Source organism: Kitasatospora sp. NPDC093550, from assembly GCF_044764985.1.
Taxonomy (GTDB): domain Bacteria; phylum Actinomycetota; class Actinomycetes; order Streptomycetales; family Streptomycetaceae; genus Kitasatospora.
Genome location: NZ_JBIWJF010000002.1, coordinates 236,076 through 248,872 on the forward strand (window position 1 = coordinate 236,076; position 12,797 = coordinate 248,872).

The following is a 12,797-nucleotide window of genomic DNA, read 5'->3' on the forward strand; positions in this document are numbered from 1 at the left end:
GGACGGGCGCCCGGGCTGAGCCGGCCCCGCGTGCTCCCCGTCCGCCGCGTCCCGGATTCCGGTGGCACAGTGGGAGCAGGGGCAGCGGCCCGCCGCCCCGGACCCGAGGTGCCCGGACGGTGCACCTCGGCCGTGTCAGTCTCCGGACGGTGGACGGATGGACCAGCACCCGGTACCCGCCGACCCGGCCGAGCAGGCGCTGCGGCAGCTGCTCGCCGGGCTCACGGCCGTACGCGACGGGGACTTCCGCACCCGGCTCACCCCGGACCGCCCCGGGGTGCTCGGGGAGATCGCCGAGGTCTTCAACGGGATGGCCGACCAGCTGGCCCGGGTGACCTCCGAGGTGACCAGGGTGGCCCGGGAGGTCGGTACGGAGGGGCGGCTCGGGGGGCAGGCCCAGGTGCCGGACGCGACCGGGACGTGGCAGGAGCTCACCGACTCGGTGAACGCGATGGCGGGCAACCTGACCTGGCAGGTCCGCAACATCGCCCAGGTGACCACCGCGGTGGCCCGCGGTGACCTCACCCAGAAGATCGAGGTGGACGCGCGCGGGGAGATCCTGGCGCTGAAGAACACCGTCAACACGATGGTCGACCAGCTGTCGTCCTTCGCCGACGAGGTGACCAGGGTGGCCCGGGAGGTCGGCACCGAGGGCCGGCTCGGCGGGCAGGCGCAGGTGCCGGGCGTCGCCGGGACGTGGCGCGACCTGACCGACTCGGTGAACGCGATGGCGGGCAATCTGACCTGGCAGGTGCGCAACATCGCCCAGGTCGCGACCGCCGTCGCCGAGGGCGACCTCACCCAGAAGATCTCGGTCGCCGCGCGCGGGGAGATCCTGGAGCTCAAGACCACCATCAACACGATGGTCGACCAGCTGTCGTCCTTCGCCGCCGAAGTGACCAGGGTGGCCCGGGAGGTCGGCACCGAGGGCCGGCTGGGCGGTCAGGCGGACGTCCGGGACGTCTCCGGCACCTGGAAAGGGCTGACCGAGTCGGTCAACGTGATGGCCGACAACCTCACCGCGCAGGTCCGCTCGATCGCCTCGGTCACCACCGCCGTCGCCGAGGGCGACCTCACCCAGAAGATCCGGGTGGACGCGCGCGGCGAGATCCAGGAGCTGAAGGAGACCATCAACACGATGGTCGACCAGCTGTCCTCGTTCGCCGACGAGGTCACCCGGGTCGCCCGGGAGGTCGGCACCGCCGGGAACCTGGGCGGCCAGGCCACCGTGCGGGGCGTCTCCGGCACCTGGAAGGACCTCACCGACAACGTCAACGTGATGGCCTCCAACCTGACCGGGCAGGTCCGCTCGATGTCCGAGGTCGCGACCGCCGTGGCGCGCGGCGACCTGTCCCGGAAGATCACGGTGGAGGCCAAGGGCGAGGTCGCCGCCCTCGCCGACGCGATCAACACCATGGTCGACACCCTCTCCGTCTTCGCCGACGAGGTCACCCGGGTCGCCCGGGAGGTCGGCACCGAGGGCATCCTGGGCGGCCAGGCCCGGGTGCCCAACGTCGCCGGGACGTGGAAGGACCTCACCGAGAACGTCAACTTCATGGCGCACAACCTGACCAGCCAGGTGCGCAACATCGCCCAGGTCACCACCGCCGTCGCCGAGGGCGACCTGACCCGCAAGATCGACGTGGACGCGCGCGGGGAGATCCTGGAGCTCAAGACCACCGTCAACACGATGGTCGACCAGCTGTCGTCCTTCGCCGCCGAGGTGACCAGGGTGGCCCGGGAGGTCGGCAGCGAGGGCCGGCTGGGCGGCCAGGCCCGGGTCGAGGGCGTCTCCGGCACCTGGAAGCGGCTCACCGAGAACGTCAACGAGCTGGCCGGCAACCTGACCCGGCAGGTCCGGGCGATCGCCGAGGTCACCAGCGCCGTCGCGGCCGGCGACCTCACCCGCTCGATCAGCGTGGACGCCTCCGGCGAGGTCGCCGACCTCAAGGACAACATCAACGCCATGGTCGGCTCGCTGCGCGAGACCACCCTCGCCAACCAGGAACAGGACTGGCTGAAGACCAACCTGGCCCACTTCTCCGCCGCCATCCAGGGCCGCCGGGACATCCGCTCGGTCGCCGAGATGATCACCGACGAGCTGACCCCGCTGGTCGGCGCCCAGTACGGCGCGTTCTTCCTCGCCGAGGACGGTGCGACCGGCACCGAACTGGTCCTGATCAGCGCCTACGGCCGCCCGGCCGGGGAGGAACGGCGGCTGCGGCTCGGGGAGTCCCTGGTCGGCCAGGCCGCCCGGAGCCGGCGCACCATCACCGTGGACGACCTGCCGCCCGGCTACGCCCCGCTCGCCTCGGCCGCGGGCAGCGGCGACGCCCGCTCCCTCGTCATCCTGCCGATCGCGTTGGAGGAGTGGCTGATCGGCGTCATGGAGTTCGCCTCCGTGCACGCCTTCACCCAGACCCACCGCGACTTCCTGGAGCAGTTCGCCGAGGCCTGCGGCGTCAACATCGGTACCCTGCTCGCCAACGCCCGCACCGACGAACTGCTCGGCGAATCCCAGCGGCTCACCGCCGAACTGCAGGCCCGGTCCGAGGAGCTGCAGGAAGGCCAGGAGGAACTCCGGCGGAGCAACGCCGAGTTGGAGGAGAAGGCCACCCTGCTCGCCCAGCGGAACCGGGACATCGAGGCGAAGAACCTGGAGATCGAACAGGCCCGTCAGGAACTGGAGGAACGCGCCCGGGAGTTGACCAGGGCCTCCCTGTACAAGTCCGAGTTCCTGGCCAACATGAGCCACGAGCTGCGCACCCCGCTGAACAGCCTGCTCATCCTCGCCCAGCTGCTCGCCGAGAACGCGACCGGCAACCTCAACGCCAAACAGGTCGAGTACGCGGGCGTGATCCACTCGGCCGGCACCGACCTGCTCCAGCTCATCAACGACATCCTCGACCTCTCCAAGGTGGAGGCCGGGAAGATGGAGCTGACCCCCGAACCCTTCGCGCTGCGCGAGCTGCTGGAGTACGTCGAGTCCGGCTTCCGGCCGCTGGCCGACCAGAAGGGCCTCGCCTTCGAGGTCAGCGTCGACCGGACCGTCCCGGAACGGATCGTCACCGACCAGGCCCGGCTGCGCCAGGTGCTGCGCAACCTGCTCTCCAACGCCGTCAAGTTCACCGACACCGGCCGGGTCGAGCTGCGGATCCAGCGGGTGGAAGCGGCGGACCTGCCGCCCGAACTCGGCCGGGTGCACGCGGCGGTGGCCTTCCACGTCGAGGACACCGGGATCGGCATCGACCCGGGCCACCTGGACAGCATCTTCGGCGCCTTCCAGCAGGCCGACGGCTCCACCGCACGGCGCTACGGCGGCACCGGCCTCGGGCTGTCCATCAGCCGGGAACTCGCCCGGCTGCTCGGCGGCGCCATCACCGTCCGGTCCGCCACCGGGCAGGGCAGCCGCTTCACCCTCTACCTGCCGCTCGGCGGAACCGAGCAGCGGCCGGCCGACGACCCGCCGGCCGAGACCCGGATCCTGGTGGTCGAACCGGACCCGCCGGCCCTGCTCACCCAGCTCGCCCGCTCGGCCGCGGCGGAGCTGGGCGGGGCCACGGCGGAGCTGGGCGGTGCCGGGGCGGGCGGTGCCGGGGCGGGCCCTGCCGAAGGGGGCGAAACGGTCGCGCCGGTCCGGGTGGACGGAGCCGGCGACGAGGCCGAGCTGCGGGCCGCGCTCGCGGGCGGGCCGTACCGCTGCGTGCTGCTGGACCTGGTCGGCTCCGCGGACCTCGCCCCCGTGCTGGCGGAGACCGCGGCGGCGGGCACGCCCGTCCTCGGGTACGGGGGCGACGGCGACCTGCCCGGCGGGGTCGAGCGCGCCGGGGGACTGGACGACCTGCGGGAGCGGGTGGTCCGGCTGCTCGGCGGCCGCCCCTCGACCCGGCCCGCCGCGCCGGCGGCGGCACCGGCGACCGCACCCGCCGGGCGGCCCGCCGACCGCCCGCTCGCCGGCCGCACCGTGCTGATCGTCGACGACGACATCCGCAACGTCTACGCGCTCACCGCCGCCCTGGAACAGCACGGACTGACCGTCCTGCACGCCGCCGACGGCCGCGCCGGGCTCGACCTGCTGCGCGCCCACCCCGAGACCGACCTGGTGCTGATGGACGTCATGATGCCCGGACTGGACGGCTACGCGGCCATCGAGGCGATCCGCGCCGACGCCCGCTTCGAACGGCTGCCGGTGGTGACCGTCACCGCCAAGGCCATGCCCGGCGACCGGGACCGCAGCCTGGCGGCGGGCGCCGACGACTACGTCACCAAGCCGGTCGACACCACCCGCCTGGTCGAGCGGATCCGGACCTGGCTGGACGCGTCATGACCACCGGGGCGCCGCCCGCCGGCCGTCGGTGCCGCCCGCCCCGGCGGCCGGGAGCGGCCCCTGCCGCCGGGTGCCCCGGGTGGGCCGTGCGCTGCCCGTGGCCCGACGCCGCGGTGCGCTCCGGCCCGAGCCACCGGACGGACCGCCGCCGACCGGACCGGCCGTGACCGCCGCCCAGGACCCCCGGGACCCCGGGGAGCAGGCGGCGCGCGAGTCCGCGGACCGGACCGCCCGGGCGCTGGCCGAGGCCGTCCGGCGGCTGCGGGGCGCCGTCGTCCGGCTGCACGCCGAGGCGCGGACCGGGGCCGCCGTCGACCTCGCCACCGGCATCCTGGCCGAGCGGCTCGGGCTGCCGACCACCGAGGCCGCCGCGCACCTCGCCCGGCTGGCCCGGGACGCGGGCGTGCCGGTCGTCGCGCTGGCGGCCGAGATCGCCGGGCTCCCCGAACCGGAACCGGAGCCGGAAGCCCTCGGCGCGGTCGATGCCCCAGGAGTCCCCGGCGGCCTCGATGCCGTCGCCGTCCCCGGCACGCTCGGCCCGGAGCCCGGCGCGGGCCCGCCCGTCGCGCCCGCGCTCGCCGCCGCAGCCGACCTGCAGCGCGCCGCCGAGGCCGTCCTGGAGCAGACCGGCGCGGTGCTCGGTGCCCGGGCCGTGGCCGTCTGGCTGCGGCTGCCCGACGGCGCGCTCGCCCTCGCCGCGCACGCCGGGCTGTCCGCCGACGAGGCCGCCGGCTGGGAGCGGGTGCCGCCCGGGGTCGCCACCCCGGCGCGGCGGGTGGTCGACGCCGGGGGGGACCTGTGGCCCGGCGAGCCGGGGAGCGAGGCACCTTCGGTGGGCGGCGGGTCCGCCCGGGCCGTCCTGCCGCTGCTCGACCAGGGCCGCCGCAGGGGCGCTCTGGAGCTGGTCTGGTCAGGCCCCGCCCCGGTACTCCGCCCGCCCGAGCGCCGCCCGCTGTACGCGCTGGCCGATCTCTGCACGACCCTGCTCGGTCCGCCCCTGGAACCCGTGACGCCGGAGGAGACCGCCGTCCTCCTGGACGGGCTGCTCACCCCCGCCCTGCTGCTGGAGCCCGTCGTCCGGGACGGCCGCGTCGCCGACTTCACGATCCGGCGGGTCAACGCCCGGTTCCGCGACCCGCTCGGCCGCCCCCGGGACGCGCTGGAGGGCGCGTCGCTGCTGGAGGCCTACCCGGTCGCCGTCGCCGCGGGCCTGTTCGATCGCCTGCTGCGCTCGCACGAGACCGGTGCGCCGCTGCCGGCCGAGCGCGTCCGACTGGCCTTCGGGGGCGCCGGGCGCACCGCCCCCGAGGCCGTCCCGGCCCCTGCCGCCGTCCAGCTCGCGGCCGTCCCGCTCGGCGGCCGGCTGCTGGTCTGCTGGCGGCTGGACGACGAGCCGCCCGGAGCGGACGAGCGGGCCGAGGAGCACGAGCGCGCCGACCTGCTGCGCCAGGCCCAGCGGCTCGCCCGGGTGGCCGGGTTCGAGGAACGCCCCGCCGAGGGCCGGATCCGCTGGAGCGACGGGCTGCACGAGCTGTACGGGCTGCCGCCGGAGGCCGCGCCGGTGCCGCTCGCCCTGCTCGCCCAGCACACCCACCCGGACGACCGGCCCGCCATCCGGCGCCTGCTGGACACCGTCCGGCACCGCCACCGCACCGCCTCCGCGGTCGTCCGCCTCGACCGGCCGGACGGCACCCACCGCTTCACCCGGGTGATCGCCGAGCCCGTGTTGGACGACACCGGGCGGCTGACCGCGATCCGCGGCGCCTACCACGACGTGTCCGCCCAGCACTGGACGGAGGTCGCGCTCGGCGCCACCCGGGAGCGGCTCGCCGACAGCGAGCAGGAGTCCGCCGAGCGGGCGCGACTGGCGCTGCGCCTCCAGCAGGCCATCCTCCCGGCCGCGCCGCCCCCGCTCGGCGTCACCGGCCTGCACGCCGCCGTGCGCTACCGCCCCGCCGCCCAGCAGGACCGGGTCGGCGGCGACTGGTACGACGTCCTGCCGCTGTCCGACGGGCGCGTGCTGCTCGCGGTCGGCGACGTGGCCGGGCACGGCGTCGGCGCGGCCACCGGCATGGTCGCCCTGCGGCACGCCCTGCGCGGCCTCGCGGTGACGGGTGCCGGCCCGGCCCGGCTGCTGGAGTGGGCCAACACCGTCGCCCTGCGCGAACCCGGGCAGGTCACCGCGACGGCCGTCTGTGTGCTGCTCGACCCGGTCGGCGGGGAACTGCGCTGGGCCCGGGCCGGCCACCTGCCGCCGATCCGGCTCGCCGCGGCCGGCGCCGAGGTGCTGCCCCTGCCGCACGGCGTGCTGCTCGGCGCGCTGGACGACGCCCGCTATGAGGAGCACACCGCCCGGCTCGACCCCGGGGACGTCCTGCTGCTCTACACCGACGGGCTGGTGGAGCGCCGGGACCGTCCGGTGGAGGAGTCGGTGGAGCAGCTGATCCGGGCGGCCGGCGCCCCCGGCCCGGACCTGGAGCAGTACCTGGACCGGCTGCTCGAACTCAGCTCCGCCGACACCGACGACGACACCTGCCTGATCGCCGTCCAGACCGAGTAGCGCGCCCGAGGCGGGCGCCCGGCGGCCGTTACGGACCGCGCCGCCCGGGTAGGCGCGACCCGTTCGGGGGCCGAGCACGGGACGGGAAGGGATCCCCATCATGCTGCTACTGGGACTTCTGCTGATGTCGGCGTCCGGCGCGTTCGTCGGGCTGCTGATCGCGGACAACCTCTCCGGTGGGCCCGACTACCAGGCCACCATCCTGGGAAACGACCTCGTGACGCTGAACAGCCTGGGCATCTTCCTCTCCGGCGTGGCCCTCGCGCTGCTGTTCTGCCTCGGCCTGGCGATGATGCTGCGGTCGCGGCGGTACGCGCGGCCGGTCGGCCCGGCAGCCGCCGGGGGTACGGCACGACCGGCGCACCGCCGGGTGAGCCGCCGCCGGGCCGAACCGGTGGCGCCGGTCGAGCGGACGGCGCCGGTCGAGCGGGTGGAACCGGTCGAGCGGACGGCGCCGGTCGAGCGGGTGGAACCGGTCGAGCGGAGGGAACCGGTGGGGCGGGCCGAACCGGTCGAGCGGGCCGAGCCGGTGGAGTCCGGGGGGCCGGGCTCCGACGAGGTACCGGCCCGATCTGGCGGCCGGATGCGGAACCTGTTCAAGCGCTGACCACCACAGCCCGGGGGGAACCGGAGGAGGCACGATCGCATGGCGAGGGCCCGGGTGCCATCCGTGCGCCGGCGACCGCGGGCGCTACGCCTGCCGCTCGCCGACCGACCCCGGGCGGCGGCCGAGGCACGGGCCTGCACCGAGCGCTTCCTGGCCGACGTGCCGGACCCGCTGGTGGTCGCCGACGCCGTCCTGCTGGTCTCGGAGCTCGTCGGCAACGCCCAGCGCCATACGGCGGGCCCCGGCGCGCTGCTGCTCGTCCGCGGGGCCGAGTTCGTCCGGATCGAGGTCAGCGACTCCAGTCCGCGCCCGCCGACGCCCCGGCCACGGTACGGATCGAACGGCTCGGGCGGCGGTCTCGGCCTGTACCTGCTGAGCCGGCTCAGCCGCCGCTGGGGGTGGCGCCCGGTGGGCCCGGGCAAGGTCGTCTGGTGCGAGCTGCGGGTGCCGCCCCAGCGGTGACGGCCGGGCCGGTGTCCACCGGGTGCAGGCGGGTAGGTGCCCGAGTGACCCCTCCTCGCACCACCGGGCAATCCCTTCCACGGCAAGCCCCGTCCACCCCGGGAGGCCCCCATGGACCTGGCGTTCCTCACCCCGCTGCTCGACCGGCCCGGCCCCTGGGCCACCGTCTACCTCGACACCGACCGCGCCACCGAGGACGCCGTCCGGCGCCGGGCGCTGATCGACCGCGCCGCCGTCCACCGGCTGGCCGCCGCCGGCGCCGACGAGCGCTCCTGCGCGGCCGTCCGCGACCACCTGGCGGCGGAGCCCGCCGCCGGCTCCCCGCCCGGACGGGCCCTGTTCGCGGCCGACGGCGAGGTGGCCCTGGACGTCCCGCTCGCCGGCTCCCCGCCCGACGTCGCCGCCACCTGGGCCCCGCTCCCGCACACCAGCCCGCTGGTCGGCCTGCTCGACGACGCGGCGCCCGCCTGTCTGGTCGCCGCCGTCGACCGTACCGGCGCCGAGCTGGAACGGTACGAGCTGGGGCGCAGTGCCGTGGTCGGCACCGTCGAGGCGCCGCAGTGGCAGGGCCGCGGCCACCGCGCCCCGCCCGCCGACCGCTACGAGTGGCACTACCGGCACCGGGTCGAGGACACCTGGGAGCGCACCGCCGGGATCATCGCCGACCACCTCACCCGGATCTGGCCGGACAGCGGCGCCCGGCTGCTCGTCCTCACCGGGGACGTCCGCGAACGCCGCGCCGTCCACGACCGGCTGCCCCAGCACCTGCGACCGCTGACCGTCGAACTGGACGGTGGCGGCCGGGCCGACGGAATCGCCAGGGAAGCCTTCGGCCGACGCATCGCCTCGGCCTGGGACGACCACCGCGCCCGGCACCTGGCCGAGGTCCTGGACACCTACCGCACCGCGGTCGGCCGCCCCGGCGAGCACGGCACCGACGCGGCCGGCACCTCCACCGCGCCCGGCCCCGCCGCCCAGGGCATCCCCGCCGTGGTGAGCGCCGCCCGGCAGCACCAACTCGCCGCCCTGCTGCTGCAGTCGGGCGGCCACGACCCGGAACGCCCGGTGTGGACCGGCCCCGAGCCCGAGCACATCGGCGTCCAGCGGGCCGAGCTGCGCGGCATGGGCGTGGCCCACCCCGAGCAGGCCCCCGCCGCCGACGCCCTGCTCCGCGCCGGCGCGGCCTGCGGCGCCGAGGCGCTGCTCGTCCCGGACACCCTCCCCGGCCCGCCCGGCGGCCTCGGCGCGGTGCTGCGCTGGCCGGCCTGACGAACCGTACGGGCCGCTAGGGCCCGTCTTCAAACCCTCGCCTGCGGGCCGGCGCCGGGGCACGCACCTCGCCGCGTTGTCGTCAGTCGCCAATGCTCCGCAGTGGCTCCCTCCTCCGCCTTGCGATGCACGCACCCCAACGCCGCCCCGCCCGCCCTCCGGGCGGACGACGGGGGTTTGAAGACGGGCCGCTAGCGCTCCGCGATCCCGGGCAGCACCGGCTTCACGTCCAGCACCGGCGTGCCGTCGACGGCTTCCAGGCCGCTGACCCGCAGCCGCAGGCCGTCCACGGCCAGCACGGTGACCCGGTGCAGCCCGATCGGGTTCGGCCGGTCCGGCGAGCGCGTGGCGAACACCCCGGTCGACGGCCGGGAGCGGTCCCCGCGCGGGTGGACGGCGAGCACCTCCCGGTCGGCCCGGTCGAGCCAGGTCAGCAGCAGCACCTCCTGCCCGACCGCCAGGTCCCGCAGCGCCCGCCCCACCGACGCGTCGAAGGCCACCCAGGCCTCCGGCGCGCCCTCGTCACCCTGCCGGGGCGCCCCCGCCCGCTCCGTCAGGGGGGACTCCACCCGGCCGAGCTCCCACACCTCGAAGGACCGCCCCCGTCCGGCCGGTCCCTCGAAACCCGTGTCCGCCATTGCGCCCTCCGTGCACCCGGGACTCCGTCCACCAGCACCGTAGCGGTCCCCCTCGTCGGTGGCCCGGTGCAGACTGGAAGCCCCCTCTCGTGGTTGATGGCAGAGACGAGACGCCATGAACGAGTACGACGGTGAACTCCCTACGCGCAACCCGGTCTTCAGCACCGCACTCGACCGCATCCTCGACCTCGACCGAGCCGATCTCGGAGTCCCCGAGCTGCCCGGCCTGTGGGACCGCCTCCGCGCCGACCGGCGACCCGTCGCCGAACGCGGACTGCGCTGCCCCACCTGCTACGACGCCCGCCCCGACCAGCCGGAGTGGATGTACCTGTCGCTCCGTCGGGGCCGGCGCATCGCCACCCACCACAGCCCGCACCGCCGGGCCCACGAGGACCCGCGCGGCGAGGAGCGCCGGGCCTACCAGGAGCGCTACGCCCGGGCCGCCGCGAGCGACGGGCACGCCGTCGAGATCGAGCCCCGCGCGGCGGACGGCCGGTGCCGGGCCGCCGTGCTGGTCACCGGCGCGGACGGCCGCCGCTTCGGCTTCGAGCCCCAACTGTCCTACCGCACCGCGCAGTCCGTACGGCGGCGGAGCCGGCTCGCACGGCAGGACGGCATCACCGCGGTCTGGCACACCGTCGACCCGAAGGCGCCGCTGATCGACCGGGCGCCCTGGGTGCGCACCGACGACCTGCCCGCGCGGGCCATCCGCGAGGACCGCGACCTGCTGGTGCGCGGCGGCGTGCGCACCCTCCGGCTGCGGAGATGCGACCACACCGACGCCCGGCCCTGCCCGGTGCGGGGCAGCGGCCGCTGCCGCCGCTGGCACCCGAGCTGGGAGGTGCTCGTCCCGCGGATCGACGACTTCGTGCGCCGCGTCGTCGGCGGCGCCTACGTCCCGGTCGCCCTGCGGGCCGACTCCGGTGGCGCGCTGCGCTTCTGGGCGCCGGAGGAGGACCGGCGCCGCTACCTCGACAACGGCGGGGTCCTGGTCGACCCGGACGCCGGTCCGCTGATCCCGCGGCAGCGCGACGCCTCCACCGGGCGCCGCGCCGTGGAGTGCGTCCGCGTCCCCGAACAGCGGCGCGGTGTGGACACCGGCGAGCCCTACCACGCCGCCCTGACGCTGAACGCCCCACCGCCGGCCGGCCGGGTCATCCCCCCGGTCCGCACCGGCCACTGCTCGGCCGGCCGCATCCCCTGCGGCCTGCCCGGCGCCCGCCTCTACCCGGCCGGCTGGTACTGCGACACCCACCGCCCCGGAGCCCGCCACTGACGGCGTGCGGAAGACCGCGTGACCGCCGGGCCGCCCGTCGTGGCGGCCCCCGACGAAGGGGCGGGGCAGGGGGCGTTCGGGCGGGGATCAGTGGCCCGGGGTGGTGGCGTCCTGCCGCTCCCGGCGTCGGGGGGCCGCCTCGGCGGCGCGGGCGGCGAGGTCGTCGAGGAGTTCGACGAAGCGGTGTCGGAGGAGCGCGCAATCGTCCGGCGAGTCGCCCAGGACCGTGGCGCCGAGTTTTCCGAAGGGTTCGAGGGCGGTCCAGAAGTGGGGGATGACCCCGCGGGCGCTGGTGTGGTCGAACGCCACGTCCGGTCGGCCGTCGAGCGCGCGGATCACGTCGGCGGGCGTGAGCCCCCGGTAGGCCGGGGAGATCAGGCCGTCGGTGCCGGTGTAGTGGACCTCGGCACCGCGGTGGGTCAGCCGGCCGTCGTCGTGCCAGGTGCCCGGGACGAGGGCGCGAACGGTGCGGTGGGGGTGGGTGGTGCCGGTCTGGCGCAGGTTGAGTTCGACGGCCCGGACGTCCCACCGGCCGCCGCCGTCCCCGCGGGCCAGGAAGTCGACGCCGACGTGCCCGCGCACACCGGCCCGGGCGAGGCGGCCCGCGGCGGCGAGGGACATCGCGGTGACGGTCTCCCGGTAGCGGACGGAGGCCGGGAAGCGGCAGCCGAGGTACTGCAGGTCCTCGCCGAGGACCTGGTCGTGGGTGCCCAGCAGCTGGACGCCGGGTTCACCGTCGGCGCCGGGGCCGATGAACAGCAGGGCGCTGGGGGAGCGCTTCTCGCCCCCCGGCGGTGTGCCGAGGTACTGCTCGATGATCGCGCCGTTGGCCGACAGGCCCGCGAGGAACTGGGCGCGCGAGATGCTCCCGGTCAAAGGTCTGAGCTGCCGCAGGGCCGTCAGGGCTGCCGCGTGGGTGGGCTCGGTGGCCGTCACGACGGCCAGGCCGTGGCCCGAGCCGTAGCCTTCGTTGATCTTCAGCAGCCATCTGCCGGGCCCATGGGCGCGGGTCAGGTCGGCCATCTGCCGGGCCAGTGCCGGGAGTTCGAAGGCGGCCGTGTAGGTGCCGGGGGCGTGGGCCAGTCCCGCGGCCCGGAAGAGCTGCCGGCTGCCGGCCTTGGATCCCAGCTCCAGGGTCCGGGTGGGCGTCTCCCGGCAGTCCAGGCCGAGGCGGTCCGCCAGTTCGTCCATCCGGGCGCTGGCCTGGTAGCAGGAGAGTGGCTCGACCACCTGGCCGCGCTCCCTGGCCCGCGTGACCAGGGCCCGCACCCGGCGCAGCAGGTCCGGCCGCTCCAGGAGTTTCTCGCTCAGATGCCGGTCCGAGTCGTCGTCCACGGCGAGCAGGGCGTGCCGCGCCAGCCGGTCACCCGGCCCGGCGCCGCCCGGCGGTACGAGTCCGAGCACGTACCGCTCGACGGACCGGGGTACCGCCGGTGCCTGGAACATCAGAAGGGCGAGGTCCGGCCGCGAGCCGACGTCCAAGGATTCCCACAGTCCCCGGACGCAGGAGAACCAGCGGCCCACTCCCTGGGCCATCTCCAGCTCCGAGAACTCCTGGGAGGGGCAGGAGATCCGCAGCCGCAGCCGTGGATGGCGCGTCAGGTACGACTCGAACAGCTCGATCCGGTGACCGATGTCAGGAGTGGGCACGGCACACC

At 76.0% G+C, this 12,797-nt stretch carries 8 protein-coding genes; 6 read left to right on the top strand and 2 right to left on the bottom strand.

Annotation, left to right across the window (positions count from 1 at the left end):
* The first annotated feature begins 157 nt into the window (after nt 1–157).
* From ACIRD3_RS04240 to ACIRD3_RS04260, 5 genes are all read left to right on the top strand, one after another.
* The gene (locus ACIRD3_RS04240) at nt 158–4,327 is read left to right on the top strand and encodes a HAMP domain-containing protein (RefSeq protein WP_402211339.1); all 4,170 of its coding nucleotides are present in this window, start codon (nt 158–160) and stop codon (nt 4,325–4,327) included.
* Nucleotides 4,328–4,490: 163 nt separating this feature from the next.
* Nucleotides 4,491–6,887, top strand: a complete 2,397-nt coding sequence (locus ACIRD3_RS04245) for a PP2C family protein-serine/threonine phosphatase (protein WP_402211342.1) — start codon at nt 4,491–4,493, stop codon at nt 6,885–6,887.
* Between the two features lie 100 nt (nt 6,888–6,987).
* The gene (locus tag ACIRD3_RS04250) at nt 6,988–7,494 is read left to right on the top strand and encodes a hypothetical protein (RefSeq protein WP_402211345.1); all 507 of its coding nucleotides are present in this window, start codon (nt 6,988–6,990) and stop codon (nt 7,492–7,494) included.
* A 63-nt stretch (nt 7,495–7,557) separates the two neighbouring features.
* On the top strand, nt 7,558–7,956 hold the full coding sequence (locus ACIRD3_RS04255; RefSeq protein ID WP_402211348.1) for an ATP-binding protein: 399 nt from the start codon (nt 7,558–7,560) through the stop codon (nt 7,954–7,956).
* A 111-nt stretch (nt 7,957–8,067) separates the two neighbouring features.
* On the top strand, nt 8,068–9,225 hold the full coding sequence (locus ACIRD3_RS04260) for a hypothetical protein (RefSeq protein WP_402211351.1): 1,158 nt from the start codon (nt 8,068–8,070) through the stop codon (nt 9,223–9,225).
* A 191-nt stretch (nt 9,226–9,416) separates the two neighbouring features.
* On the opposite strand, the gene tsaA is transcribed toward ACIRD3_RS04260, so the two are convergent.
* Nucleotides 9,417–9,863, bottom strand: a complete 447-nt coding sequence (tsaA, locus tag ACIRD3_RS04265) for a tRNA (N6-threonylcarbamoyladenosine(37)-N6)-methyltransferase TrmO (RefSeq protein WP_402211353.1) — start codon at nt 9,861–9,863, stop codon at nt 9,417–9,419.
* 115 nt (nt 9,864–9,978) lie between these two features.
* On the opposite strand from tsaA, the gene ACIRD3_RS04270 reads away from it, so the two are divergent.
* Nucleotides 9,979–11,139, top strand: a complete 1,161-nt coding sequence (locus ACIRD3_RS04270) for a hypothetical protein (RefSeq protein WP_402211356.1) — start codon at nt 9,979–9,981, stop codon at nt 11,137–11,139.
* 87 nt (nt 11,140–11,226) lie between these two features.
* Here the strand turns inward: ACIRD3_RS04270 and ACIRD3_RS04275 are convergent, their stop codons facing one another.
* Nucleotides 11,227–12,789 (bottom strand): hypothetical protein, encoded by a 1,563-nt coding sequence (locus ACIRD3_RS04275; RefSeq protein ID WP_402211359.1) that lies wholly within the window; start codon nt 12,787–12,789, stop codon nt 11,227–11,229.
* Nucleotides 12,790–12,797: the final 8 nt, after the last annotated feature.